The organism is Janthinobacterium sp. GW822-FHT07A03 (assembly GCF_058798815.1).
In genome coordinates this window covers 173,345-199,368 of sequence record NZ_JBXAKW010000010.1, presented here as the reverse complement: position 1 = coordinate 199,368, position 26,024 = coordinate 173,345, and the positions used below count along the sequence as shown (strand labels likewise).

Below are 26,024 nucleotides of genomic sequence, written 5' to 3'. Positions count from 1 at the left end.
GGGATGCATGATGATCGCCTTCGAAGGCTTGTCCAAACACTACGGCACGTTCGAGGCCGTCAAGCCGCTGACCTTGCAGGTAGGCAAAGGAGAAGTGTTCGGCTTCCTGGGCCCGAACGGGGCCGGCAAGACCACCACCATCCGCATGCTGATGGGCATCCTCGTGCCCAGCGCCGGCCGCGTGCTGGTCGATGGCCTCGATTGCCACCGCGACGGCGCCGCCGTCAAGCGCAAGGTGGGCTACCTGCCCGACACCCCCATCTTTTACGATTATTTGCGGGGCCGTGAAATCCTGCAATTCGTGGCGGAAATGCATGGTTTTACGCGCGCGGAAGCGCTTGCCCGCGCCGCGCGGCTGTTGACGGAATTCGGCCTGGACGAAGCGGCCGAGGATTTCGCCGTGAATTACTCGCTGGGCATGAAGAAAAAGCTGGGCCTGGCATGCGCGCTGATCCACGATCCGGCCGTGCTGATCCTCGATGAACCGATCAACGGCCTCGACCCGCGCGCCTCGCGCGACGTGCAGGAACGCCTGTTGCGCCGCGCCGCCGCCGGCACCACCATCTTTGTATCCACGCATTTGCTGGACATGGCGCAAAAGCTGTGCAGCCGGGTCGCCATCATCCATCGGGGTGCCCTGGTGGCCACGGGCAGCCTGGACGATATCCGCCAGCAACTGTCCAGCGACGGCAGCCTGGAAGACCTGTTCTTGCAACTCACCGACGAAACCGCATGACGCCGGTGCCGCTCACCGCCTGGCGCGCCATCTGGCTGCTGACACGCTTGCGCCTGCAGCGCCTGCTCAACGTCAGCGGCCGGGGCTTCGCCTTCAGGAAGGCCCGGCAGGGCCGCCCCGCCACGCCGGGCAAGAAACGGGGCCGCTGGCTGCCGGGCGTGCTGCTGTTCCTGCCGATGTTGTTTTCCTTCGGCACCATCGCGCGCCATGGCGTACTGAACATGCATTGCCTGCTCGACCAGGTGGCGGCCTGCCAAGCGCAAGGCAGCATGCAGGCAGGTGAACGCCTGCTGGCGCCCGTCATCGCCGAATTGATCGGGCACCCGTTCAGTACGGCGCTGGCAGGCGGCCTGACCCTGCAATTGATGCTGCTGTGGCTGGTCAGCGTCTTGTTTCCGCTGGGCATGGGAGAGTTGTCGAAACCGGACTGGGACCTGGAATGGCTGGTCACCTTGCCGGTCGACAAAGCCACGCTGCTGTGGGCGCGCGTGCTCGAACGCACGGTCGTCAATCCGGCCGGCCTGCTGGCCCTGTGGCCCAGCACCACCATGATCGCCTGGTACTCGGACCAGGGCTGGCTTTCTCCACTGTCCGGGCTGGCGGCCAGCCTGCTCCTGCTGGCCCTGGCCGCCATGCTGCGCACACTGGTCGATACGGGCCTGCGCCTGTCGCTCAGTCCCGCACGGCTGGGCAACCTGCAGGCGCTGCTCTCGGTGGCCGGGGTATTTCCCATGTATATGGGCATGTCTTTCGGCATGGGCGCGGGCGGCTTTGCCCATGGCTGGGCCGCAGCCATGCCCGCCTGGAGCGGCTGGACGCCGCCGGGCCTGCTGGTACGGCTGCTCAATGCCCCTGACGTGGCGGCCCTGCCGCTGCCAGCCATCGTGCTGCTGGCGCAAGTGCTGCTGCTGATGTGGCTGGGCATGGCGATGCTGCGGCGCCAATTGCGCCATGGCGTCGTGGGCGCGGGCCAGCGCGAAGCCAGCCGCAAGCGTTCGCCCGCGGCGCCCGCTGGCCGGTGGCGCGCCCGCATCGGCACGGTGATCCAGCGCCGCGAACTGACCCTGCTGATGCGCGACCGTAACTTCATGGTGCAAACCCTGCTGCTGCCGCTGCTCATCCTCGGCGGCCAGGCCGTATTCTCGGGCCAGGCGCGCGACCTGCACGCGCTGCTGGCCAGCCCCGCCCTGCTGGCATCGACGGGCTTTTTCCTCGGCAGCTATGTGCTGATGATGTCGGCCTTCCAGACCATCAACAAGGAAGGCGGCGCGCTGTGGCTGCTGTACACGTTTCCCGTCTCCGTCGAGCAGGCGCTACGGCAAAAGGCGCAGCTGTGGGCCGTGCTGGCCCTGCTGTATCCAGTCATCCTGTTCGGCGCGGCGCTGGCCTGGCAAGACGCCTGGCGGTGGGACATGGCGGGTTTGATGCTGCTGGCCCTGGCCGGCATCCCCCTGTATTCGATGATCGCCGTGGCGCTGGGCGTGTTTGCCAGCGACCCGCTGGCCACGGAAACGACGGCGAAAATACGCCCCACATATATGTACCTGTACCTGTTGCTGACCGGCCTGTACATCGCCGCGCTGGCGGCCGGCAGCGCCGTGCAGCAACTGGTGTTTATCGTGCTCACGGTCGCGCTGGCCCTGGCCCTGTGGCAAAAAGCACGCGATGCGCTGCCCTACCTGCTCGATCCCGCCGCCTCGCCGCCGCCCAGAATAGCGGCGGCCGATGGCCTGATCGCCGCCATGCTGTTTTTCATTCTGCAAACCCTGCTGTTGATCCTGCTCAAGGACCAGGTGGCCGGCGTGCTCACGTATGTGCTGCTGCGCCTCGTGTATTGGCGCGCCGGGACGGCGGGCGTGCCGCGCATCGGAGCGGGCCGCCAGCCGTGGCGCTGGGGAGGCGCGGGCGCCTGTATCGCTGCGCTGTCCGGCATCGGCTGCGCGGCCCTGTTGCCGCCGGCCGCTTCGCCATTGATGCATATCAATGGCAACGGACTGTGGCTGGCGGGACTGACGCTGCTGGCCGCGCCCCTGTGCGAGGAATTCCTCTTCCGCGGCTTGCTGCAGGGCGGCTTGCGCCGCTCGCTGCCCGCCTGGCAGGCGATCGGCATCGCCGCCGCGCTGTTTGCCATGATGCATCCGCCCGCCGCCATGCTGCCCGCCTTCGTGCTGGGCCTGTGTGCGGGCCTCGCGTACGAGCGCAGCGGCGCGCTGCTGGCGCCCATGCTGGTACACGCCGGCTACAACGCCGCCTTCCTCGCATATCAGCTGCATGCTTAATCACCGGCAAGTTTGCTAGAATCGCACACGTTTCCGTCCGTATCCCAACCAATGACTACGCACAGATCACGCATGAATCCACGCTTGTTTGCACCATTTATCCTCGTTGCGCTGCTGAGCGGCTGCACGGTACTCGCCCTGCGCCCCAACAGCGGCGTGGAAAACCGCACGTTCACCGTGCAGGAAACGCCGCGCCTGCGCATCGACGCGCCCAAGGCGCGCATCCAGCAGCCCATGCCCAACGACCACTTCATCGGCATCGCCCTGTCCGGCGGGGGCAGCCGCGCGGCCAATTTCTCGGCGGCATCACTGGAACAGCTGGAGCAGTTCGGCCTCGTCAGCGGCGCCTCGGCCATCTCCGGCGTCTCGGGCGGCGCCATCGCGGGCGGCTACTACGCGCTGCATGGCAAGCAGACGGATTGGCCCTTGCTGCGCAGCAAGCTGAAAACGGATTTCTTCGGCCAGACCATTTTGAAACCCGCCAACCTGACGACGATGTTGCTCACGAACAAGACGCGCACCTCCTTCCTGTCCGACGTGTTCGACGATGTGCTGTACGACAAGAAAACCTACCAGGACTTGCCGCACGACGGCCCCATCTTCCTGGCCAACGCGACGGACGCCACCGATGGCGGCAAGCGCGTGGTGTTTTCCTATGAGTATTTTTACGGTACCCTGCATTCGCCGATCCAGGATATCCGCCTGGCCACGGCCGTGGCCACTTCGGCCGCCTTTCCCGGCGTGTTCGATTCCGTCACCTTCGAGCGTTTCCGTCCGAAAAACAGTTTCGTGCCGGAACTCGGTTCCGAGTCGCGCGAATCGCCGTCCTATGTACACCTGTTCGACGGCGGCGCGGCCGACAACCTGGGCGTGGAAACCCTGTGGGACGTGGCCCTGACGCAGCTGTATGGCAACGACATGGCCGTCGTGCCGCCGCGCCTGAACAGCAAGCCCTTCATCCTCATTTCCATCGATGCCAACGCGCCCAATTCCAGCGCCGTCTTCGAAAAGATGTCGGACGAACGCCAGCCCCTGGACCGCATCTTCAACAAGAATATCTACGATGCCGTCGACGCCCTGTTTTCACGCCAGCGCAAGGAAAACCTCGTCAAGATGGGCTTTGGGCAAGCCCGCTTCGATACCATCACGCACGAAAACTTTGGCGACCTGAGCCAGAAATTCGTCAAGGGCAAGCGCACCTCGGCCTTTGCCATCCCCGTGCTGTGCCGCCCCCACCTGGGCCAGTACCGCTGCGAAGTCGATGCGGCCGATCCCCTGCCGGGCCAGATCCGCACGCGGCTGGAAGGCTTTGCCTGGCATATTTCCATCGACCAGATCGCCTCGCTGGCGCTGCGCCTGTCCAGCGGCGATGCACAAGTCGACGGCGCGCGCAAGGAAGAACGCGCCGCCCTCGTCAAGCTGCAGCGCCTGGCCACGCAGACGAAAACCCATCTGAAGCTGACGGGTCCGGAAAACTGCAGCCCGGACGTCCTGCAATCGGCCCTGTACAGCGCCGCGCGCGTGCTGATCCTCGACGACGAGGAATCGCGCTTCGCCCTGTGCGACTACATGCTGGCGGGCCAGCTGATCAATGACGACACCGTCTGCAAGCAGCGCTACGTGCACGCCGTGCCCCGCTTCGCCATCGAAAGCGAAGATTTGCAGTACCGCAACCTGAGTTCGGATGGCAACTCCGTGAACGTGCCGATCCGCTGCAAGAAGTGAGCGCGCACAAAAAAGCCCGCACGATCACTCGTGCGGGCTTTAGCGCAAGGATTCCTGGCGCCCGGTTGATTTAGATCAATCGACCTTAAATCAAGCGACTACGCCTGCGCATGTAGCTGCGGCTTAACGCACCTTCCAGTTCCTGCTCCGTCTTATGCTGGTTCACCGTGTACAGGGCCCACAGGGCCGCCGGCGCCCAGCCGATCACAGTGCACTGCAAGATCAAGGCGGCGGCACCGGCCAGCGGGCGCCCCAGCATGAAAAACGTGAGACACGGAAGTAGCAAGGCTATCAGCAATCGCATCACGACATACTCTCCTTCAAAATAGAGCAGCGGACAAGGGCCGGTATCCGGTCCGTCCCCCGCCCGCTGCGTACTGCTCCTTATAGATGCACTGAGATTTGGGGCATCAAGTCGTCAAACGTCCGACCGTTGCCGTTTTCTCCGATGGCGTGCATCTTCCATTCGCCGTTATGGCGGTACAGCTTGGCCATGATCTGTGCGGTGTGGGAACCTTGCACAGACAGGTTGAAACGCGCGACTTCCTGGTTATTGCTCGCATTCAAGATGCGGCAATAGGCGTTTTCCACCTGCGAGAAGTTCTGGCCAGTAAAGCTGTTGACGGTGAAGACCAGGCTTTTCACGTGCGCCGGCACCTTCGACAGATCGACATTGATCTGTTCGTCGTCGCCATCGCCCGCGCCCGTGCGGTTGTCGCCCGTGTGGACAATGCTGCCGTCCTTGCTTTTCAGCTGGCGGAACCAGACGATGTCGGACGTGCCCTTGTTCTCGTCGAACATGACGCACGACGCGTCCAGGTCGACGGCTTCCGTCTTCGAACCGAAACCGAGGAAACCCTTGGTCTTGGCCGCATCCCAGCCCAGGCCCATGGTGATACGGGTCAGGGTGGTACCAGCTTCTTTGTCCAGAGAAATCTTCTGGCCCTTGCTCAAATTGACAGACATACGCATAGCTCCTGTTTGCTTGGTTACATCAAATATTAGTTACGCCGGCTTGCTTTGCGTCCAGGCGAGGAAGGCCGCGCGGTTGCGCGAGCACACGAGGATTTTTCCCGTGCCTGAAAATTTCAGCACCATGCCTTCGCCGCTGGTCTGGCTATTGATCAAATTACCCAGAAAGCCGCCGCTGCTGCCGGTCGTGATGGAAATTTCGTACTGCAGGCGGTTGTCCCAGCATACGACGTGCGAGTTATCGATCACCACGTCCTTGCCAGGCGTCACTTCCAGTTCCGACATCGCGCCAAAACCGGACACCGCCAACTGGCCGCTGCCTGCCGTCTCGGTGATGAAAAAGCCACCGCTCTGGGCAAACAGCGCATTGCCAAGGCTTTGCGTGCGCACCTTCAATTCCACGCCAGCACTGGCCGCCACGAAGGCGCCGTCGCTGATCATGTATTGCTGGCTGCCAACCTCGAGCACCCGCATCGCGCCGGGCAAGGTGGGCGACAGCAGACAGTCGCCGTCGCCCCGCATGGCCTCGATATGCTGCTGAAAGAACGATTCCCCGTTGGCAAAGGTGCGCATCAGCGCAGCGCCTATGCCGCCCGTCATCTTGCCTTTCAGCTCAAGATTGGTTTCCATCATCACCATCGCATCGGATTCGCAATAAATCTTCTCACCCTTGGCCAGCGACACATGCAGGAACGGGTCGACGTCCCCTGTTACATTAAAAACCGGCATTCAACTGTTCCTTCCTCAACGATGATGGTGATGGCGGCGGCCCGCGCTGCGGACCGCCTTGATTATTTACAACTTATACGCCGACGCCGAACGATGCTGCGAGTGGACCCAGGCCGCCCTTGTAACCCTGGCCGATGGCCTTGAATTTCCAATCGCCGCCATTGCGGTAGATTTCGCCGAAGACCATCGCCGTTTCCGCCGAGCCGTCTTCCGACAGGTCGAAACGGGCGATTTCCGTGTTGCCGTTGGCATTCACGCAACGCACGTACGCCTTCGATACCATACCAAAGTTTTGCTTGCGCGCTTCGGCATCGTGAATCGTGACGCAGACGGCGATCTTGTCGATCTCGGCCGGCACGGTGGCCAGGTCGACGACGACGGTTTCATCGTCGCCATCGCCGGCGCCCGTGGTGTTGTCGCCCGAGTGGGTGACGGAACCGTCGCTCGACTTCAGGTTGTTGTAGAAAATCATGTCGACGTCGGCGCGAACCTTGCCGTCGGCCTTCAGCAGGAACACGGAACCGTCGATATCGAACGCGGCGCCGTCGGTGGCGCGGGCATCCCAGCCCAGGCCGATGATCATCTTCGAAATGCCAGGGGCTTCCTTGCTCAGGTTGACGTTGCCGCCTTTTTGCAGACTGATTGCCATGATGTATTTCTCCTATGTGGGTTGTGTATGACCAAACACCTGGCGTCCTCCACCGGCCTGACTCCCCAGGCCGGCGGCGACGCTTGCTGCAACTTGCCGACAAACGGGTGTAGTCGTTTGCCGCGCATTCTTTACACTGCCTTGACCGCTTCCAGCGCTTCCGTCTGGCCTTCTTCGAGGGCCATCCTGCGCTTGTGGCGGATTGACGACCACAGCGAGGCGAGAATGAAGGCCACCCCGATCAGACCCGTGAAAATCTCGGGAATGTGGAACTTCATGCTGACCAACATGATCACGGCCAGGATACCGATCGCATAGTGCGCGCCGTGTTCCAGATAAACGAACTCGTCAAGCGTGCCCTTGCGCACCAGAAACACCGTCATCGAGCGCACGAACATCGCGCCGATTGCCAGGCCCAGCATGATGATCACGACATCCTTGGTGATGGCGAACGCGCCGATCACGCCGTCAAAGCTGAACGAGGCGTCGAGCACTTCCAGGTACAGGAAGCCGCCAATACCGCCGCGCTTGATGATGTCGCCCATGTTGCCGTCGCCGTTATCGCCTTCCAGCAAGCCGCTGATCACATCGACGCCCACGTAGGTCAAAATACCCCACAGGCCGGCCGTCAGGACCACCAGTTTCTGGCCTTCTTCGATCATCGACAGGCTGACCATCAGCGTGCCCAGGGCGATCATCACGGAAATCGACGAAATTTTGCCCAGCGCGCCCAGTTTTTCTTCAATACGGCCCAGCCAGTGCGTTTCTTTCTCCGAGTCCAGCAGGAAGTTCAGGAACACCAGCAGCAGGAAAATGCCGCCGAAAGCCGCCACTTCCGCGTGGTGATTCGTCAGGTGCATCGAATACTGCTCCGGATTGCTCAGTGCCAGATTCCATACTTCCATCAAGCCCAGGTCCGCCGCTTGCGCCACGATGACCAGCGGGAACAGCAGACGCATGCCGAAGACGGCGATGATGATGCCCACGCCCAGGAACAGGTTCTGCCAGAACTTGTCCCAGTTCTTCAGCACCGAAGCGTTGACCACCGCGTTGTCGAACGACAGCGAGACTTCCATCACGCCCAGGATCACCGCGATACCGAGCGCCGCCAGCATCGTCTGCACGCCACCGTGCGTGTAACCCCACCAGGCGGAAATGCCCAGGCAGATAAATGTCACTAAAAATGACACTCTGAAATGTTTCATCGATAGTTCCCCTTTATCTACATTCAATGGGACGTAGTATAGGGACGTGTGACACATTTAAAAATAGAAGATAATGGAAGTATTACTTCGTAAAAACAGAAGATAGAGGATGCAGCGATGAAAACCACGGGCTTCAATTACCGCCATTTGTACTTCTTTTGGGTGGTCGCCAAGGAAGGCGGCGTGACGCGCGCGGCCGAACGGCTGGGACTGGCCGTGCAAACCATCGGCACCCAGCTGGCCCTGCTGGAAAAGGAGCTGGGCCGCTCCCTGCTGCAGCCGCAGGGGCGCCGCCTGGTGCCGACGGAAGCGGGCCGCCTGGCGCTCGGCTACGCGGACCAGATTTTTTTGCTGGGCGAGCAGATGCAGGATGCGCTGGCCGACACCGACGCGGAAAAGATGCGCCTGACGGTGGGCATTTCCGATTCCCTGCCGAAACTGATGGCCTACCGCATGCTCGACGCCACGCGCAGCCTGGACCAGCCCGTCAAGCTCGTGTGCCTGGAAGACGAATTCGAATCCTTGCTGGCCGACCTGGCCCTGCACAAGCTGGACCTGGTCTTGACGGACCGTGCCGTGCCGGCCGGCGCCAGCCTGCGCGTGTCCAGCCACCTGTGGGGCGAAAGCGCCATGAAACTGTTCGCCATCCCCGCGCTGGCGGAACAGTACCGCGGCAATTTCCCGCACAGCCTGCACGGCGCGCCGTTTCTGCTGCCGGCGCGCAATAACGCCCTGCGCGGGCGCATCGATGAATGGATGGTGCAGCAAGGCGTGCGCCCCGACGTGGTCGGCGAATTCGAGGACAACGCCATGCTCAACGCCTTTGGCCGCAAGGGCCTGGGCCTGTTCTTTGCCCCGGCCAGCCTGGCGGCCGATATCGAGGAACAATTCGGCGCCGTGCTGGTCGGTGACGCCTCCTCCCTGCGCGAACAGTTTTATGTGATTTCGAACGAACGCAAGATCATGCATCCGGCGCTCGATGTCATTTTGGCCGCCATCCAGGGCCACCCGAAGATTCACAAGGAAACCTGATAAATCCATTCGAAAATAACGTTTGAATAATCAATCAAAAGCGATTGTAATAAAGCCTGAGACAAACACGCGCCCATCCCTCGCCGGCAGGGCGCGATTACCATAAAAAACAGGAGCGGCACCATGTCCACGGCAGGCAAGACGATCGATATTCCCGATCTCATCAATAACAACAGGATCGGCTCCTTCCAGATCGGCATGCTGATCCTGTGCGGGCTGTGCGTCATCATGGATGGCTTCGACGTGCAGGCGATGGGCTATGTGGCGCCCGCCATCATTGCCGACTGGCATGTCAGCAAGGCCAACCTCGGCCCCGTGTTTGGCGCGGGCCTGCTGGGCATGCTGGTCGGCTCGCTCGTCTTCAGCATCACGGCCGACAAGTTCGGCCGCCGTCCCGTGCTGATCGGCTCGACCATCTTCTTTTCGCTGTGCATGCTGGTCACGCCGCTGGCGACGAACATCGAACAATTGCAGCTGATCCGTTTTATCACGGGACTGGGCCTGGGCGCCGTGATGCCGAACGCCATGGCGCTGGCCGGCGAATACAGCCCCCTGCGCAAGAAAGTCACCTTGATGATGCTGGTCTCGTGCGGCTTTACCCTGGGCGCCGTGCTCGGTGGCTTGCTGTCGGCCGCGCTGATTCCCGCCTTCGGCTGGCAATCCGTGTTTTACGTGGGCGGCGTGGTGCCGCTGGTGATCGGCGTGCTGATGTTCTTCCTGCTGCCGGAATCGATGCAATTTCTGGTATTGAAGAAACGCAAGCTGGATAAAGTCGCCAAGTGGCTCAAACGCATCGATCCCACCGTCAACATCACGGCCGACACGCAATACGTCGTGCATGAAAAGGAACACAAGGGAGCGCCCGTGCTGCAATTGTTTACGGGCGGCCGCGCCAAGATGACGATTTTGTTGTGGGTCATCAACTTCATGAACTTGCTGAACTTGTATTTCCTGTCCAACTGGCTGCCGACCATCGCCAAGGAAGCGGGCCTGTCGACGGCCAACGCCGTGCTGGCGGGCACGGCCCTGCAAGTGGGCGGCACCATCGGCACCCTCGTCATGGGCCAGCTGATCGACCGCTCCAGCTTCCGCCGCATCCTGCTGCCCTGCTTCCTGGTCGCTGCAGTCGCCATTGCCCTGATCGGCCGTCCGGACGTGTCGCTGGCTTTCCTCTTCATCACCATCTTCATCGCCGGTTTCTGCGTGGTGGGCGGCCAGCCTGCCGTCAACGCCCTGGCGGCCAGCTACTACCCGACCACCTTGCGCTCGACGGGCATCGGCTGGAGCCTGGGCGTGGGCCGCATCGGCTCCATCATCGGCCCCGTGCTCGGCGGCGAGCTGATCCGCCTGAACTGGCCCAACAGCACGATCTTCCTCGTCGTCGCCATTCCCGCCATCGTCTCGGCCGTCATGGTGTTTGCCATGCGCGGCGGGCCGCAAACGGCGGCCAAAGGCTGAACAAGCGTGCAAGACCGGCCGCGCGCGCCCGCCTGCACGGGCGGGGCGCGCGGCTAAATTAGGCTATGCCGGCCTTCGTCGTTTAAGATGACGTTTTTACAGCCCATCTTCAGCGCCCCCATGCACAATGTCTTGCTAGTCCTGCTCGCCCTCTTCCTGGTCGCGCTGAACGGTTTTTTTGTTGCCGCCGAGTTTGGCATCGTCACCTTGCGGCGCACGCGCATCCGCGCCATCGCCAAGACGCAAGGGCTGCGGGGCCGCATCCTGGCCAAGGTGCATGGCCAGCTGGACGCCTACCTGTCGGCCTGCCAGCTGGGCATCACGCTGGCCTCGCTGGGCCTGGGCTGGGTCGGCGAACCGGCGTTTGCCGGCTTGCTGGAGCCGCTGTTCGGCGCCATCGGCGTCACCTCGCAAGAGCTGATCCACGGCATCTCCTTCGTCCTCGCCTTCAGCGTGATTTCCTTCCTGCACATCGTCGTGGGCGAACTGGCGCCCAAATCGATGGCCATCCGCAACCCGGAAGCCGTCGGCCTGTGGAGCGCGATTCCCCTGTACGGCTTCTACTGGACCATGTACCCGGCCATCTACCTGCTCAACGCCAGCGCCAACTGGGTGCTGCGCCTGGCGGGCCTGTCCGGCAAGGGCGGCCACGATGCCCATTACTCGTCCGAAGAACTCAAGCTGATCCTGCGCACCAGCCAGCCGGGCGAGAAATTTACGCGCGACGAGCGCAACATCCTGGCGCAGTCGCTTGATTTCGAACAAATGACGGTGTCGGACCTGATGCGCCCGATCAATGAAGTAATCGCCCTGCACGCCTCGAGCACCTTGGAAGAAAACCTCGACACGGTGCTGCGCAACCGCTTCAGCCGCTACCCGTATTTCGACACGAATGAAGACGACGTGCTGGGCGTGGTACACCTGAAGGACCTGTTCTTTGCCCAGCAGGCGGGTAAACCGATCACCTCGCTCACGCCATTCCTGCGTCCCGTCGACATCATTTCCGCGCGCACGCCGGCACTGGAACTGTTCCGCCGCTTCCGCGACGGCGCGCCGCACTTCGCCCTGATCGGCGAAAAGGGCAAGCGCCCGCTGGGTTTCATCACGCTCGATAACTTGCTCGGTGCCATGGTGGGCGAAATCCGCGACGAATTCCGCCGCAATGAAAACGACTGGCTCAAGCAAAGCGACGGCACCCTGATCGGCAAGGCCAGCCTGCCCATCTTCTCGCTCGAACGCATCCTCGGCATCGATATCGAAAACGAGGAGCTGGGGCTGGACGACGTGGAATCGGTGGGCGGCTTGATCATGGTCAAGCTGGGAGACATCCCGAAGCAGGGCCAGCGCATCACCTTTGTCGACTTCGACATCGTCGTCAAGAAGATGAACGGCCCGCGTATCGTGCTGATCAAGGTGATTCCCAAGCAGGAACGGGATCTCGATGCCGATCTACGTGATTAGTCTTTTTTCAAGGTAAGCGTATCCTTGCCCTGCGGCACGGTGGTTTCCCCCACCGTCCACGTTTGCAGCAGGCTGTACAGCACCGCCAGCAGGGTCGGGCCGATAAAGATGCCGACGAAGCCGAAGGCCAGCACGCCGCCCAGCACGCCCAGCAGCACCAGCAGGAACGGCAGGCTGCTGCCGCGGCTGATCAGCATGGGTTTGACCACGTTATCCACGCCGCTGATCAGCAAGGCGCCCCACACCAGCATGAAAATACCCCAGCCCGTCTGGCCATCTGAAAACAGCCAGATGGCGGCGCCGCCCCAGATCAGGGGCGGACCGACGGGGATCAGCGAAAAGATAAAGGTGGCCACGCCCAGCAGCGCGACGGCCGGCACGCCGGCGATCAGGAAGCCGATCACGGCCACCAGCGCCTGCGCCAGCGCCGTGCCCAGCAAGCCGTACATGACGCCGCGCACGGTGCGGCTGATGGTCAGGCCCACGCCCGGCGCGCTGTCGCCGATGATGCGGCCGGCGCCCGTCATCAAGGCACGGCTCAGCTGCTGGCCGTCGCGGTAGAGGAAGAAGCTGACGAACACGGCCAGGCTGGTCTGCGCCAGGCCCGTGCCCAGCAGGATGCCGCCGGAAGCGAGGAAATGGCGCGCCGGCTCCAGCATGGTCTTGCCCAAATTCAATAATTCCTCGCGGTCGGCGAGCAGGCGCTCCACGTAGCCGGCGATGGTTTCGCCCACCACGGGAATGCTGGCCAGCCAGGCGGGCGGATGCAGGCCGCCCGCTTCCAGCGCGGCGCGGATCTGCTCGTAGATGCGCGAGACATTGTCGGCCAGGTTGTAGGTGACGAGGGCCAGCGGCAGCACGATGACGAGGATCAGGGACAGCGTCATGATGGCGGCCGCCCAGTTGCGCCGGCCCTTCAGGCGCTCGAGCAGGAGCAGGTACAGGGGCCAGCTGGAAATGCCCACGCAGGCGGCAAACAGCATGGCGGCGAGGAAGGGCCGCAAGACGAAAAAGCAGCCGATCAACAGGAAGATGATGGCTGCCAGGCGGGCGTGGGGCTCGAAACGTTTGTCCATGTACTGCGTATCCTGAAGATGGCGCCCGGGGGGGCGCGACCGGGTCAGGATAGCAGAAGTTTAAGATCGTGCGCGATGGCGGCAGGCTTTTCGCCGTGCCGCACGAACAGGCGGATCTTGCCTTCGCGGTCGAAGACATAGGTACCGGCCGTATGGTCGACCGTATAGCTGCTGTCCGTTTCGCCCTCGACCTTGGCGTAATACACCTTGAATTCCTTGGCCACCCTGGCCGTCGCTTCCAGGCTGCCATACAGGCCCACGAAGCGCTTGTCGAAGGCGGGCACGTACTGCGCCAGCAATTGCTGCGTGTCGCGCTCGGGGTCGACGGTGACGAACAGCACCTGCACCTGGTCCGCCTGCGGGCCCATTTCCTGCATCACCTGCGCCATGTCGGCCATGGTGGTGGGGCACACGTCCGGGCATTGCGTATAGCCGAAGAACATCAGCACCAGCTTGCCCTTGTAGTCGGCCAGCGTGCGCGGGTGGCCCGTGTGGTCCGTCAGCGCGAATTCGCGCGCGTAGCCCAGGCCCGTCACGTCCGTGTTCTTGAATGCCAGCTTGGGTGCGGCAGGCTTGCCGCAGCCGGCGAGAACGGCGACCAGGGCGGCCGCCAACAACAAGGTCAGGTATTTTTTCATGTGCCGAGGGGAATATAGTGATCGACCAGCAAGGCCGCGAACAGCAATGCCAGGTAGATGATGGAAAACGTAAACGCTTTGCGCGCGATCAAGTCCGTGTAATGGCGATACATCTTCCATGCGTAATACAGGAAGCCGGCATTCAGCACCACGGCCGCAGCCAGGTAGATCAGGCCGCTCATGCGCACGGCGTACGGCAGCAAGGTGGTGGCGGCCAGCGCGATCGAGTACAGCCAGACGTGGAATTGCGTAAATTGCATGCCGTGCGTGACGGGCAGCATGGGCAAGCCCGAGCGCGCGTAATCGTCGCGGCGGTACATGGCCAGCGCCCAGAAATGCGGCGGCGTCCAGACGAAAATGATCAGGACCAGCAGCCACGCCTGCATCGGCACGTCGTTGGCGACGGCGGCCCAGCCCAGCGCGGGCGGCATGGCGCCGGACAGGCCGCCGATGACGATATTTTGCGGCGTGGCGGGTTTCAGCACCATGGTGTAGATCAAGGCATAGCCGACAAACGTGACGAAAGTCAGCCACATGGTCAGCGGATTGACGAGGTGATACAAAATCGCCATGCCCAGGCCGCCGATCACGAGCGCGAACACCACCGTCTGTTTCACCGTGATGTCGCCCATGGCCATCGGGCGGCGCGCCGTGCGGGCCATGCGCGCATCGATTTCGCGCTCGGCCAGGCAATTGACGGCAAACGCGGCGCCGGCCAGCAGCCAGATGCCGATGGTGCCGAACACCACCGCGTGCCAGTCAGGCAACTCCTCGCTGGCCAGGAACATGCCGATGACGGCGCAAAATACGGCCAGTTGCGTCACGCGGGGCTTGGTCAGCGCCCAGTACTGGGCGATGCGGGGAGATGGTTTACGGCTGATGGTCTGAGTAGTCATTTATGCGGTACGGGAAGAACTGGCTGGTGCCGAGGGCACTGGCGCGGCGGCGCAAGCGCGCTGAACATTGCGCGCTACATCGAGTTGGAATTTAGCCTTGTAGTTTAACATGGTCAGCAACAACACGAGCAGCGCCGCCCCGCCGTTATGCAGGACGGCAATCGACAATGGCCAGCTCAGGTAGATGGTCGCCAGGCCCGTGGCCGCCTGCAAGGCCAGCACCAGCGCTACCCAGCGGGCCGTGCCGCGCAGGGATGGCAGTTTCCACGCGCGCCACACGGTATAGCCGATGCCGGCCAGCACGATGAAGGCGAAGTTGCGGTGCACCCAGTGGATGGCCGTCAGCGCGGAAAACGGCAGATAGTGGCCGGCGGCCGTCTTGCCCAGTTCGCGCCACAGGTGGAAACCATGCTCGAAATCCATCTCCGGGATGACCTTGCCGCCGCACAGGGGGAAATCCGTGCAGGCCAGCGTGGCGTAGTTGGTGCTCACCCAGCCGCCCAGCGCGATCTGCACCGTCAGCAGCACGAGCGACATGACGGCCAGCGCGCGCACGGGGCGCAGCACGGCAGCGTCCGCATCGGCGCGCAGCAAGGGTTGCACGGCATAATCCTGGCGCCCGCCCAGCCACGTCAGCATGGCCAGCAGCCCCATGCCCAGCAACAAGTGGATGGTGACGATCACCGGTTGCAGTTTTAATGTCACCGTCCAGGCGCCGAACGCGCCCTGCAGGCAGACGAACAGGAACAGCGCCGTCGGCAGCGCCGGGGCGAATTCCTCGCGTTTGTTTTTCTTCCACTGGCGCCACGCCTGCACCATCATCGCCACGATCAGCACGCCGATGGCCATGGCCAGGTAGCGGTGCGTCATTTCGATCCAGGCTTTCACCACCGTCACGGGGCCCGTCGGCATCAGGGTTTCCGCCGCCACGATGTGTTCGTGCGCGAGGAAAGGATTGGCAGAACCATAACAACCAGGCCAGTCCGGGCAGCCCAGGCCGGAATCGGACAGGCGCGTAAAACCGCCGAACATGATCAGGTCGACCGTCAAAAAGACGGCGATCCACACGAGCTTGCGGTATTTATTGGCGTCCGCGGACACCCAGACCATGGTCAGCGGCAGCAGCGCCACCAGCAGACCCGTCAAGCCCAGCTGGGCCAGCGCGGAGAGATGCATCGTCGGCATGCAGACTCCTCAACCGATCGCCGAAGCTTTGAGCAGCTTGGCGATGTCTTTCTTGATCTTGTTCGGGTCCGCGTCTTTCGGGAAGCGCATCATCAGGTTGCCCAGCGGATCGATCAAATACAAGTGGTCGCTGGTCTTGCCGCCCGGCTCCACGGGCAGCCAGGCCTTCAGGGCGTCATTATTCACGCGCAGCATGCTGGTGCCGTCGAATTCGCGCATCACGAGGGTGTCGAGCGGCTGCGCATCCGTCACCAGCCAGACCCGTTCCAGGCGTTCGCGTTCCTTGCCTTGCATCAAACGCAGTTGTTGCATGTCAAACAATTGCTTCTTGCACGCTTCCTGGCAATCGGACGGGCCCGTCTGCAGCAGCACCCACTTGCCCTTGAACTGGGCCAGCGGCGACGCCTTGCCGTCCAGTTCCGTCACCTGCAGCTGCGCTTCCGGTATCGGGTGCAAGCGGGGGTCGATCAGGGCGCCGTAGTTGTTGCGGCCCGTGGGCTTGATGATGTAATACGTGAAATACGAGGCGATGATGGGAAACGCGCACACGGCCACCACGGCCAATAGTTTCCACCGTCCCGTATTTTGCAGCTGCTTGTTGCTGTTGTCTTGCGTTGCTTCAGGGCTGTTTGTTTGCACGTCGAAATCCTGTAAAGACAAAAAATAAAAAAGCCATCAGTGCCAGTGCGTACCACTGGAAAGCATAGCCGCGGTGCTTGTCGGCGCCCAGGTCAGGCGCCGGCCAGTCGCGCACGGGAAGCTGGCTGGCCGCTGGCGCCGCTGCTGGGTCGACTGTTTGTTCGAGGATAAATGGCTGCAAGGCCAGGCCGCTGGCCTGCGCCAGCTGGCCGATATCGGCATTTTGCACGATGGCGTGCGGCGCCAGGGCCGGCGCCGTGCCCAGTTCCATCACATGGCCCGCGTTCAGGCGCGCGATGCCCGTAATGGTGACGGTGCCGGCCGGCGTGGCGTAATCGGGAATGCGCGTGCGCTCGGCATTGTTGCGCGGCAACCAGCCCTGCGCCACCAGCACGTGCATGGGGGAACCGTCAATTTGAAATGGCGTGAGCACGTGGAAACCGGCCTGCCCCTTGTAGGGGCGGTTGTCCAGGTAGAGCGTCCAGGCGGGCACGAAATGGCCGGTGACGGTAACGCGGCGGTATTCGATCGCTTGCGCATCGTCCGGCAGCAGGGGCGCGGCCGTCAAGGCCAGCGGCGCGGCCTGGTTGCCCGCCTCGAGTTTGGCGGCGCGGGCGACTTTTTCATCGCCACGGCGCTGCTGCCATTGCGCCAGCGACACCCCCAGGGCCACCAGTAGCAGCATTACAACAAATGGAATCCATCTAAAATGGAAGCGGATACGCATTACAATGAAACCTCCTCAAGCCGGGCGCTACCATCCATGAAAATCCTCGTTGCCATCGCCTTCATCCTGATCCTGGGCAGCCTGGGCTCGGCCCTGTTCTTCCTCATGCGCGACAAGGGCAAGAGCAACCGCACCGTGCAGGCGCTGGCCCTGCGCGTGGGCCTGTCGATCACCCTGTTTTTGCTGATCCTGCTGGCGCATCATCTGGGTTACATCCAGCCGACGGGCATACATTAAGCTTCTTCTTGCCTGATTGGCAAATTCTTCACGCTAAGAAAAAAGCCGTACCCAGGATGTCCCGGTACGGCTTTTTTTTATGGTGCCGGCGCACGCTTTAGCAACGCGCGCCCTGCCCCGCCATTATAACCAATACACGACCACGTACAGGCCCAGCCAGACGACGTCGACAAAGTGCCAGTACCAGGCGGCGCCTTCGAAGCCGAAGTGGTGATCGGGCGTGAAGTGGCCTTTCAGCACGCGGTACAGGATGACGGACAGCATGATGGCGCCCAGGGTCACGTGGAAGCCGTGGAAGCCCGTCAGCATGAAGAAGGTGGCGCCATAGATGCCGGACGTCAATTTCAAGTTCAGTTCGCTGTAGGCGTGGATGTATTCGTAGACCTGGAAGCCCATGAAGATGGCGCCCAGCACGATGGTGGCGAACAGGAACAAGGCCGTCATGGCGCGGTGGCCGGCGCGCAGCGCGTGGTGGGAAATGGTCAGGGTGACGCCCGACGTCAGCAGCAGGGCCGTATTGATGGTCGGAATCCAGAACGGCGTCATGGTGGTGAATTCCTGCACCGTGCCGGCCGGGCCCGTGTTGCCCCAGTGGGCGGCGAAATCGGGCCAGATCACCTTGTGGTCGAGGTCGGCGAGCCATGGCATGGAAATGCTGCGCGCATAGAACAGGGCGCCGAAGAAGGCGGCGAAGAACATGACTTCCGAAAAGATGAACCAGCTCATGCTCCAGCGGAAGGAGTGGTCGATGCGCTCGCTGTACAGGCCCTGCTCCGATTCGCTGATGGCGTCGCCGAACCAGAAATACAGCACCAGCAGGATGCCGGCGATGCCCAGGTAGTTCACGTACGGGCCCCAGGAGACGTCGTTGACCCAGGCCGAGGCGCCGACCATGGTCAGCAGCAGGCTGGCGCCGCCCAGCATGGGCCAGCGCGACGGGCCGGGCACGAAATAATAGGGTACGGCGGCGTGGTTGGAACTCATCATCATCTCCTCAAAAACTTGTAGGGTGGTTTTTTATAATTTATAAAACGACGAATTTAACAATTGAAATCAGGATGCCGATCAGGCAAGCCACCACCAGGAAGCCGGCGATGACGATGTGCACGGGATTGAGCTTGGCCGAATCCGTGTCGAAATCGCTCTTGCGGCGCAGTCCCGTGAACGACCACACGACGGCGCGCAGCGAATACAGGAACGACGCTTTTTCAGGCTGCTTGGATTCGCCCATGGCACTCTCCTATTGGACGGCCGGCGTCTGAGCCTGGCTCAGACCGGCAATCTCGAAAAACGTGTACGACAGGGTGATGGTCTTCACCTCTTGCGGCAGGGCCGGATCGAGGAAGAACACCACCGGCATCTGCCGGGCTTCGTGGGGCTTCAAGGTCTGCTGCTTGAAGCAGAAGCACTCGACCTTCTTGAAATGCGGCGTGGCGCTCTGCGGCGCGTAGCTGGGGATGGCTTGCGCATTGACGACGCGGTTTTGCGTGTTGACCACTTCATACAGGACGGTCACCAGCTCGCCCGGATGCACCTGCATGCTCGACACGGTCGGGCGGAAGCGCCATGGGCCCTGCGCATTGCCGTCGAACTCGACAGTGATGCTGCGCGTCTTATCGACTTGCGTATTGTTGTCGTAGGCCACCGTGCCATCTTTTTGCGTCAGCACGTTGATGCCCATCACTTCGCAAATCTGCTTGTAGACGGGAATCAGGGCATAGCCAAAGCCGAACATCAGCACGGCAATGACCAGCAGCTTGCCCAGCATCTTGCGGTTCAGGCCGCGTGTTTCCTGTTGGTGGGGCGTCGTCACGTCAGCCACAGCCGCTTGGCGAACACGGACAGGAAGAAGAAGGCCGCCAGGGCGGCCAAGATCAGCCCGGTACGCAGGTTGTTCGGTTTTTTACGTTCGGTCATGACAGGCACTTTATTCAAGACGGGCCGCGCAACACGCCGGCCCGGGATACCTTATTTCACTGTCGGCGGCGTTTCAAACGTGTGGAAAGGCGCCGGGCTCGGCACGGTCCATTCCAGGCCTTCCGCGCCTTCCCATGGTTTCGCCGGCGCAGCCTTGCCGCCGCGAATGGTCGGCAAGACCACGAAGAACAGGAAATACACCTGCATCAGGCCGAAACCGAAGCCGCCGATCGAGGCGATCATATTGAAGTCCGTGAACTGCGCCGGATAATCGGCGTAGCGGCGCGGCATGCCGGCCAGGCCCAGGAAGTGCATCGGGAAGAAGGTCACGTTGAACGTGATCAGGGACAGCCAGAAGTGGATCTTGCCGCGCGTCTCGTTGTACATATGGCCCGTCCATTTCGGCGACCAGTAGTAGAAGCCGGCGAACAGGGCGAACAGCGAACCGGCCACCAGCACGTAGTGGAAGTGCGCCACCACATAATAGGTATCCTGCAGCTGGATGTCGATCGGCGTGACGGCCAGGATCAGGCCCGTGAAGCCGCCCATGGTAAACACGAAGATGAAGCCCACCGAGAACAGCATCGGCGTTTCGAACGTCATGGAACCCTTCCACATCGTGGCGATCCAGTTGAACACTTTCACGCCCGTCGGCACGGCGATCAGCATGGTCGCGTACATGAAGAACAGCTGGCTCGTCACCGGCATGCCGGTAGTAAACATGTGGTGCGCCCAGACGATGAAGGACAGGATCGCGATGGAAGCGGTAGCGTAGACCATCGAGGCATAACCGAACAAGGGCTTGCGGGCAAACGCGGGCAGGATCTGCGAGACGATGCCGAAGGCCGGCAGAATCATGATGTAGACCTCGGGATGGCCGAAGAACCAGAAGATGTGCTGGTACATGACGGGGTCGCCGCCGCCTGCCGCGTTAAAGAAGGACGTGCCGAAATGGCGGTCCGTCAGGGTCATGGTAATCGCGCCAGCCAGCACGGGCATGACGGCGATCAAGAGATACGCGGTAATCAGCCAGGTCCAGCAGAACATCGGCATTTTCATCAAGGTCATGCCAGGGGCGCGCATGTTCAGGATGGTGACGATGATGTTGATCGAACCCATGATGGAGGAGGCGCCCATCAGGTGCATGGCGAAAATCGCCATGTCCATGCCGGGGCCCATTTGCGTCGACAGCGGCGCGTACAGGGTCCAGCCGGCAGCCGTGGCGCCACCGGGCACGAGGAAGGACGTGGCCAGCAGCAGCGCGGCCGGCGGCAGCAGCCAGAACGAGAAATTGTTCATGCGGGCAAACGCCATGTCGGACGCGCCCACTTGCAGCGGGATCATCCAGTTGGCGTAGCCGACGAAGGCCGGCATGATGGCGCCAAACACCATCACCAGGCCGTGCATGGTGGTCAGTTGATTAAAAAATTCCGGGTGAAAAAATTGCAAGCCTGGATGAAACAGTTCCGTACGGATCATCAGGGCCAGCACGCCGCCCGACAGCAGCATGATGAACGAAAACCACAGGTACAGGGTACCGATATCCTTGTGGTTGGTGGCAAACAGCCAGCGGCGGTAGCCGGTCGGGTGGTCGTGGGCATGGTCGTGATCGTGACCGGCGTGGTCCAAGGTGCTCGTGCTAGTACTCATATGCGGCTCCTAATTACTTGCGTGCAGCCACGACTTCGGCTGGTTGAACGATGTTCTCTGCGGCCTTGTTCGACCAGGAATTGCGCGTGTAAGTGATCACTGCGGCAATTTCCGTGTCGGACAGCTGTTTCCATGCCGGCATTTCAGCGGGATACTTGCCGCTCTTTTGCCCGTTCAGCAAGACGTGGATCTGATCGGCTTTCGGGCCGTTCACCACCGCAGAGCCGTCCAGCGGCGCAAATGCCCCCGGTACGCCCTTGCCGGTCGCCTGGTGGCAGACCACGCAGTTGGCCGTATACACTTTCTCGCCCTTGACCTTCAATTCGTCGATGGTCCACACCTTGCTTGGATCATCAGCCAATGCGGCCATTTCCTTTTGTTTTACATCAACCCAGGCCTTGTAGTCGTCGGCGGAGACGACCTTGACGACGATGGGCATGAATGCGTGTTCCTTGCCGCACAGCTCGGCGCAATTGCCGCGGAAGGTACCGATATGGTCGGCCTTGAACCAGGTGTCGCGCACGAAGCCGGGAATCGCATCTTGCTTGACGCCAAAGGCGGGCACGGACCAGGCGTGGATGACGTCGTTGGCCGTCAGCACCACGCGGATCTTCTTGTTGACCGGCACGACGACTTCGTTATCGACTTCGATCAGATAGTTTTCGCCCCGTTTTTCCGTCGGCGGCGCACCTGGCGCGCCCACTTGCGCGCGCGGCGTGGCCAGGTTGGAGAGGAAGGAAATGCCTTCGCCCTCGCCTTTCAGGTAGTCATAGCCCCATTTCCACTGCATGCCGGTGGCCTTGATGGTGATGTCGGCGTTCGAGGTGTCCTTCATGCCGACCACGGTGCGCGTGGCAGGCAGGGCCATGCCGATGACGATCAGGAAAGGCACGACGGTCCAGGCGATCTCGACGGTGGTGCTTTCGTGGAAAGTGGCCGGCTTGTGGCCCAGGGACTTGCGGTGCTTGAAGATGGAATAGAACATGACGCCGAACACGGCCACGAAGATCACCAGGCAGATGATCATCATCAGGGTGTGCAAATCGTAGATTTCATGGGCGATCTGTGTCGCCGGCGGTTGCAGATTCATTTCGAACGGCACGGGACCGCCGGTGCCGGGATAGGTGCTGGCAGCCGGTGCCGCCGTGGCCCATCGCCCGATGCCAAACGCTGTCAAAGACAGCCCGAGCAGCAACGATTGAAGTCGCTTTGCATGTGTCATGTTTTCCCCAACCACCCAAAAATAATGATATTTTAAACGGCTGCGGATTTCTCCGTACTGGACCGCTGCCGCTCCTCCATGAAAGCAACACGGCCAAAACATGGCCATGTGCGTCAAGCACCAGCGAATTCCATGCTGGCTGCCGCAGCAAAAACGGCGGCGCGCAACCATGCTGGAACCCTGTTTTTCTTCCCCACCTGGAAATGGCCTCGTGTGGAAGATGGTTACTATACTAATGCAGTAACTTCGAATAAGTCTCGCTTTGTTTTTTTTATTTTGTATGCAGCCCTTGTTTTTTGTACTTAACAAGCTGACAAACAATCAACGATTATAATCAAGTAAACTTGAATCCATCAAGCAATAATCGGCTTTGTGCGCGCCCTTCTCCCGGCCGCCGCGCGCTTTGCAACGCCAAGCTGCCACATCACGCGCGAATGCGACCAAGTGTCGGTTTCTTTGCCCTTTTATTTAGGCTTGCGCGGCAGATCGAAGCGGATGATCGCTTCGCCATTGCGCGTCACGCGCGGCGCAGGACGGAAGGCATGGCCATAGATCACCTCGAAACTCAGGCCCAGCTTGCCGTCGGGACGGCGCATCTTTTCCAGCGCATCGAGCATGCGCCGCCAGGCCGCCTTGCCCATCAGGCCGCGCCGGCGCGTGGTCAGCGGGTTGCCGCCGAAGGCGCGCACGTCCGCCAGCAGTTTTTCCGCCGTGTCGTAGGTGACGGTGATGATTTCCATGTCCAGCACGGGCGTGGAAAAGCCCGTCTCGACCAGCATGTCGCCAAAGTCGTGCATGTCGACAAAGGGCAAGGCGTGCGGGTATAAATCCGCCTCGGCAAACGCGTCGCGCACTTCGCGGAAGGTATCGGGGCCGAAGCAGGAAAACATCAGCAAGCCATCGAGGCGCAACGCGCGCCGCCATTCGGCAAACACGCGGTCGGGCTGAGCATGCCAGTGCAGCGCCAGATTCGACCACACGAGGTCGATGCTGCCCTGCGCCAGCGGCAGGTCGCCCAGGTCGCCGCACAACAAATCCACGCCCGCCTTGGCCGGCAGCAACTTGCTGAGGAACTGATTCAGGCTGGCCAGTTTCGACGCGGGCGCACGCGCCGCCTGCATCATTGCTTGCGCTGCATCGAGACCGATAATCTGCGCTGCGGGATAATCCTTTTGCAACTGCGCCAGGTCCGCGCCCGGACCGCAGCCGGCGTCAAGCACGCGATGCGGCGTGATTTTCACCAGCTCCAGGCGCTCGTGCATGCGTGCCGACACTTCGCGGCGCAGGAAGTCCGACGGCGCGACGCGCGCGGGACGGGAAAAGAAATCGCGTACTTGCACCGCATCGATGGGCGCACTCATTTTAGGCGGACTGGTGGGAACTGGCATGTTGAATCGGGTGAGGTGAGATAATGTCGGCAGTGTACATGGAACGACGCCATCGCGATGCGGACCGCCACCCGGCAACGCATTGATGCCACCTGGCAGGCGCTGCGGCTGTGGCTGGGGGCCGCCGTGCTGCCGGCGCAATGCGCGCTGTGCGGCATCGGCGGCCCGGAAGTGCTGTGTTCGCCTTGCCGCGCGCAGTACCTGGGGCAAGGACGCGGGCAACTGCGCCACCGCTGCCGCCAGTGCGCCAATCCGCTCGCTGACATTGAGGTGGCGCAGCTGTGCGGGCGCTGTTTGCGCCAGCGGCCCGCGTATGACGCCACCGTCACGGCGTTTGACTATGCGGCGCCCGTCGACCAGTTGCTGCTGCAGCTGAAATTCGGCGCGCGCCTGGCGCTGGCGCCCCTGTTGGCCGAATTGCTGCATGTTGCTATTCAGCAACAACAAGAGTGGGATGCGCCGCAACTGCTGTGCCCTGTGCCGCTGGGCCCGGTCCGGCTGGCCGAGCGGGGATACAACCAGGCGCTGGAAATTGCGCGCCCGCTGGCGCGCCTGCTGGACGTGTCTTTGCAGCCCCGCCTGGCGCTGCGGGAGCGCGAAACGCGGGCGCAAAGCGGCGTGGCGCCGCAGGAACGGCAAGCCAACCTGGCGCACGCGTTCGCCATCGCGCCGGACCATGCGGCGTTATTGCCAGGATGCCATGTCGGCATCGTCGACGACGTGATGAGCAGCGGCCATACCGTCAATGCCCTGGCGGCTGCCTGCAAGCGCGCGGGGGCGGCCAGGGTCAGCATCCTGGTGGTGGCGCGCACGCCGCCGCGTTAAATTCGCTGTATATATTAGAGATAGACCAAGGAGAGCATTTTGTTTCACGTTGTTTTGGTAGAACCTGAAATCCCGCCCAATACGGGCAACGTCATCCGCCTGTGCGCGAACACGGGCGCGCAGCTGCACCTGGTCGAACCGCTGGGCTTTCCGCTCGACGATGCCAAGATGAAGCGCGCCGGCCTCGATTACCACGATTACGCCAAGATGAAGGTGCACAAGAATTGGGCAGCGTTCCTGGCCGACACCCAGCCCGACCCGGCCCGCATGTTCGCCATGACCACGCGCGGCTCGCGCCCGTTCGGCGACGTGGCCTTCCTGCCGGGCGACGTGTTCGTGTTCGGCTCGGAAACAAAAGGCCTCGATCCCGCCCTGCGCGACGGTTTTCCTGCCGAGCAACGCATCCGCCTGCCCATGCGCCCCGACAACCGCAGTTTGAATTTATCGAATACGGTGGCCGTCGTTGTCTACGAGGCCTGGCGCCAGCACGGCTACCAGGGCGGCGCGTAGGTCGGATTAGGCCCAAGGGGCCGTAATCCGACAACATTGTTGGCGTTAGTGGTGTTGTCGGATTACGCGGGGCTTTACTCCGCTAATCCGACCTACGCATTTGCATACGGCGATCAGCGCAGCGCCAGCCGCGCCGCGCCGCGCCGCTATTGTCATCCAGCATCACCAGCTGCGTGCGCAAGTCGCGCGTGGCGGCCAGCTTACCGTTGACATATAAATTCGTCTTGACGCCGTACACGCCTTGCGACACGCCGGCCGGCAAGGTCAGCTCGAACGAGTTTTCAAAGCGCCCGCCCGATTTGTTGTTGCTGGCCAGGGCCTTCGAGCCGGACTTGAATGGCTGGCCTTGCGGGTCGAGCACCACCAGTTCTTCGCGCACGTCGTTGACGCTTTGCGCGCTGCCGTTGACCAGCTCCACCACCGAATTGACCTTGAACGGCTGGCCGCGCTTGACGGTCGACGCGCTCAGCTGCGGCGTGTACGACACCACTTGCGGCTCGCGCGGCAAGGCGCCGCGCGAGCGGATGTAGTCGCGGTCCGCCTGCGCCGCCGTCTTGGTCTGGCGCGAATTGACATTGATGGCCAGGCAACCGGCCGCCGCCAGGCCGCCGCCGATGGCCGCGCCCTTCAGCGCGCCATTCTTGCCGCCCGCCAACGCTCCCAGCAGTGCCCCAACGGCTGCGCCGGCCGCCGCCGACGTGCCCACGCTGCACGGGTCCTCATCCGTGGCCGCCTGGGCGCCGCCTTGCGGATAGGTATTGTCCTGGCGCACGCCGTTCGGGTTCATCGGCGCCGTGGCGCAGCCGGCCAGCATGGCCGCGATGGTCAGTGCGGCGGTCGCGCGCAAGGTGGTGTGATTCAGCATGGT

General features: G+C 62.2%; 29 protein-coding genes. 10 read left to right on the top strand and 19 right to left on the bottom strand.

From position 1 onward, the window contains the following. The first annotated feature begins 7 nt into the window (after window positions 1-7). From AC1RJW_RS25750 to AC1RJW_RS25740, 3 genes are all read left to right on the top strand, one after another. Window positions 8-736, top strand: coding sequence for an ABC transporter ATP-binding protein (locus AC1RJW_RS25750; RefSeq protein ID WP_493047434.1), 729 nt, complete (start codon window positions 8-10; stop codon window positions 734-736). Beyond that, on the top strand, window positions 733-3,015 hold the full coding sequence (locus AC1RJW_RS25745; protein WP_493047433.1) for a CPBP family intramembrane glutamic endopeptidase: 2,283 nt from the start codon (window positions 733-735) through the stop codon (window positions 3,013-3,015). Before AC1RJW_RS25750 ends, AC1RJW_RS25745 begins: the two co-directional genes overlap by 4 nt. An 84-nt stretch (window positions 3,016-3,099) precedes the next feature. Then, a complete protein-coding gene (locus AC1RJW_RS25740) occupies window positions 3,100-4,740 on the top strand; it encodes a patatin-like phospholipase family protein (protein ID WP_493047432.1) in 1,641 nt (546 codons plus the stop codon). 85 nt (window positions 4,741-4,825) lie between these two features. Here the strand turns inward: AC1RJW_RS25740 and AC1RJW_RS25735 are convergent, their stop codons facing one another. The 5 genes from AC1RJW_RS25735 to AC1RJW_RS25715 form a co-directional block, all read right to left on the bottom strand. Beyond that, a complete protein-coding gene (locus AC1RJW_RS25735) occupies window positions 4,826-5,044 on the bottom strand; it encodes a hypothetical protein (RefSeq protein ID WP_034784905.1) in 219 nt (72 codons plus the stop codon). Window positions 5,045-5,124: 80 nt separating this feature from the next. After that, on the bottom strand, window positions 5,125-5,706 hold the full coding sequence (locus AC1RJW_RS25730; protein ID WP_070290121.1) for a TerD family protein: 582 nt from the start codon (window positions 5,704-5,706) through the stop codon (window positions 5,125-5,127). 39 nt (window positions 5,707-5,745) lie between these two features. Beyond that, entirely contained in the window at window positions 5,746-6,441 is a 696-nt protein-coding gene (locus AC1RJW_RS25725) for a TIGR00266 family protein (protein ID WP_493047431.1), read from the bottom strand. Between the two features lie 73 nt (window positions 6,442-6,514). Then, a complete protein-coding gene (locus AC1RJW_RS25720; RefSeq protein ID WP_070222543.1) occupies window positions 6,515-7,090 on the bottom strand; it encodes a TerD family protein in 576 nt (191 codons plus the stop codon). A gap of 131 nt (window positions 7,091-7,221) precedes the next feature. After that, window positions 7,222-8,295: a DUF475 domain-containing protein gene (locus tag AC1RJW_RS25715; protein ID WP_493047430.1), complete on the bottom strand. Its 1,074-nt coding sequence runs from the start codon at window positions 8,293-8,295 to the stop codon at window positions 7,222-7,224. Window positions 8,296-8,412: 117 nt separating this feature from the next. Here AC1RJW_RS25715 and nhaR point away from each other — a divergent pair, with 117 nt between their 5' ends. The 3 genes from nhaR (at window position 8,413) to AC1RJW_RS25700 (ending at window position 12,246) form a co-directional block, all read left to right on the top strand. Then, window positions 8,413-9,327 carry a transcriptional activator NhaR gene (gene nhaR, locus AC1RJW_RS25710; protein WP_493047429.1) on the top strand — a complete coding sequence of 305 codons (915 nt, stop codon included), beginning with the start codon at window positions 8,413-8,415 and terminating at the stop codon, window positions 9,325-9,327. A gap of 123 nt (window positions 9,328-9,450) precedes the next feature. Further along, window positions 9,451-10,785 (top strand): MFS transporter, encoded by a 1,335-nt coding sequence (locus AC1RJW_RS25705; RefSeq protein WP_070222549.1) that lies wholly within the window; start codon window positions 9,451-9,453, stop codon window positions 10,783-10,785. A gap of 120 nt (window positions 10,786-10,905) precedes the next feature. After that, window positions 10,906-12,246, top strand: a complete 1,341-nt coding sequence (locus AC1RJW_RS25700) for a hemolysin family protein (protein ID WP_070222551.1) — start codon at window positions 10,906-10,908, stop codon at window positions 12,244-12,246. Here the strand turns inward: AC1RJW_RS25700 and AC1RJW_RS25695 are convergent. From AC1RJW_RS25695 to AC1RJW_RS25670, 6 genes are read right to left on the bottom strand one after another with little or no spacing between them, the layout of a single operon-like run. Further along, a complete protein-coding gene (locus AC1RJW_RS25695) occupies window positions 12,243-13,322 on the bottom strand; it encodes an AI-2E family transporter (protein ID WP_493047428.1) in 1,080 nt (359 codons plus the stop codon). The two genes, AC1RJW_RS25700 and AC1RJW_RS25695, sit on opposite strands and share 4 nt — an antisense overlap. Window positions 13,323-13,366: 44 nt before the next feature. Continuing rightward, window positions 13,367-13,960 (bottom strand): SCO family protein, encoded by a 594-nt coding sequence (locus AC1RJW_RS25690; protein ID WP_493047427.1) that lies wholly within the window; start codon window positions 13,958-13,960, stop codon window positions 13,367-13,369. Next, complete coding sequence (gene cyoE / locus AC1RJW_RS25685) at window positions 13,957-14,856, bottom strand: heme o synthase (RefSeq protein ID WP_070222556.1); 900 nt, start codon at window positions 14,854-14,856, stop codon at window positions 13,957-13,959. The genes AC1RJW_RS25690 and cyoE overlap by 4 nt, the downstream gene beginning before the upstream one ends. Beyond that, window positions 14,857-16,032: a COX15/CtaA family protein gene (locus AC1RJW_RS25680; RefSeq protein WP_493047498.1), complete on the bottom strand. Its 1,176-nt coding sequence runs from the start codon at window positions 16,030-16,032 to the stop codon at window positions 14,857-14,859. Window positions 16,033-16,050: 18 nt separating this feature from the next. After that, the gene (locus tag AC1RJW_RS25675; protein WP_493047426.1) at window positions 16,051-16,680 is read right to left on the bottom strand and encodes an SCO family protein; all 630 of its coding nucleotides are present in this window, start codon (window positions 16,678-16,680) and stop codon (window positions 16,051-16,053) included. Further along, complete coding sequence (locus AC1RJW_RS25670; protein WP_493047425.1) at window positions 16,661-17,407, bottom strand: SURF1 family protein; 747 nt, start codon at window positions 17,405-17,407, stop codon at window positions 16,661-16,663. The genes AC1RJW_RS25675 and AC1RJW_RS25670 overlap by 20 nt, the downstream gene beginning before the upstream one ends. 36 nt (window positions 17,408-17,443) lie before the next feature. Here AC1RJW_RS25670 and AC1RJW_RS25665 point away from each other — a divergent pair, with 36 nt between their 5' ends. After that, entirely contained in the window at window positions 17,444-17,644 is a 201-nt protein-coding gene (locus AC1RJW_RS25665) for a twin transmembrane helix small protein (protein ID WP_046683386.1), read from the top strand. A 123-nt stretch (window positions 17,645-17,767) separates the two neighbouring features. On the opposite strand, the gene AC1RJW_RS25660 is transcribed toward AC1RJW_RS25665, so the two are convergent. Genes AC1RJW_RS25660 through coxB form a run of 6 tightly spaced genes read right to left on the bottom strand, consistent with a single transcriptional unit; the run spans window position 17,768 to window position 22,433 of the window. Continuing rightward, window positions 17,768-18,628 (bottom strand): cytochrome c oxidase subunit 3, encoded by an 861-nt coding sequence (locus AC1RJW_RS25660; protein ID WP_493047424.1) that lies wholly within the window; start codon window positions 18,626-18,628, stop codon window positions 17,768-17,770. A 40-nt stretch (window positions 18,629-18,668) separates the two neighbouring features. Further along, on the bottom strand, window positions 18,669-18,875 hold the full coding sequence (locus tag AC1RJW_RS25655) for a DUF2970 domain-containing protein (protein WP_034749002.1): 207 nt from the start codon (window positions 18,873-18,875) through the stop codon (window positions 18,669-18,671). A 9-nt stretch (window positions 18,876-18,884) separates the two neighbouring features. Further along, window positions 18,885-19,457, bottom strand: a complete 573-nt coding sequence (locus AC1RJW_RS25650) for a cytochrome c oxidase assembly protein (RefSeq protein ID WP_493047423.1) — start codon at window positions 19,455-19,457, stop codon at window positions 18,885-18,887. Beyond that, window positions 19,454-19,561, bottom strand: coding sequence for a cytochrome oxidase small assembly protein (locus AC1RJW_RS25645; RefSeq protein ID WP_216354567.1), 108 nt, complete (start codon window positions 19,559-19,561; stop codon window positions 19,454-19,456). The genes AC1RJW_RS25650 and AC1RJW_RS25645 overlap by 4 nt, the downstream gene beginning before the upstream one ends. 51 nt (window positions 19,562-19,612) lie before the next feature. Continuing rightward, on the bottom strand, window positions 19,613-21,211 hold the full coding sequence (ctaD, locus tag AC1RJW_RS25640; protein ID WP_034749009.1) for a cytochrome c oxidase subunit I: 1,599 nt from the start codon (window positions 21,209-21,211) through the stop codon (window positions 19,613-19,615). A 13-nt stretch (window positions 21,212-21,224) separates the two neighbouring features. Next, window positions 21,225-22,433, bottom strand: a complete 1,209-nt coding sequence (coxB, locus tag AC1RJW_RS25635; RefSeq protein WP_493047422.1) for a cytochrome c oxidase subunit II — start codon at window positions 22,431-22,433, stop codon at window positions 21,225-21,227. A 78-nt stretch (window positions 22,434-22,511) separates the two neighbouring features. Between coxB and AC1RJW_RS25630 the strand changes: the two genes are divergently transcribed. Continuing rightward, entirely contained in the window at window positions 22,512-22,739 is a 228-nt protein-coding gene (locus tag AC1RJW_RS25630) for a hypothetical protein (protein WP_475414680.1), read from the top strand. A gap of 158 nt (window positions 22,740-22,897) precedes the next feature. Here AC1RJW_RS25630 and AC1RJW_RS25625 read toward each other — a convergent pair whose 3' ends face one another. Beyond that, entirely contained in the window at window positions 22,898-23,794 is an 897-nt protein-coding gene (locus AC1RJW_RS25625) for a methyltransferase domain-containing protein (RefSeq protein WP_493047421.1), read from the bottom strand. Between the two features lie 84 nt (window positions 23,795-23,878). On the opposite strand from AC1RJW_RS25625, the gene AC1RJW_RS25620 reads away from it, so the two are divergent. Together AC1RJW_RS25620 and trmL are read left to right on the top strand one after the other, a co-directional pair. Continuing rightward, window positions 23,879-24,646 carry a phosphoribosyltransferase family protein gene (locus AC1RJW_RS25620; protein WP_493047420.1) on the top strand — a complete coding sequence of 256 codons (768 nt, stop codon included), beginning with the start codon at window positions 23,879-23,881 and terminating at the stop codon, window positions 24,644-24,646. A 39-nt stretch (window positions 24,647-24,685) separates the two neighbouring features. Beyond that, the gene (gene trmL / locus AC1RJW_RS25615; protein ID WP_034784868.1) at window positions 24,686-25,156 is read left to right on the top strand and encodes a tRNA (uridine(34)/cytosine(34)/5-carboxymethylaminomethyluridine(34)-2'-O)-methyltransferase TrmL; all 471 of its coding nucleotides are present in this window, start codon (window positions 24,686-24,688) and stop codon (window positions 25,154-25,156) included. An 82-nt stretch (window positions 25,157-25,238) separates the two neighbouring features. Here the strand turns inward: trmL and AC1RJW_RS25610 are convergent, their stop codons facing one another. Next, window positions 25,239-26,021 carry a hypothetical protein gene (locus AC1RJW_RS25610; protein WP_493047419.1) on the bottom strand — a complete coding sequence of 261 codons (783 nt, stop codon included), beginning with the start codon at window positions 26,019-26,021 and terminating at the stop codon, window positions 25,239-25,241. Window positions 26,022-26,024 lie beyond the last annotated feature (3 nt).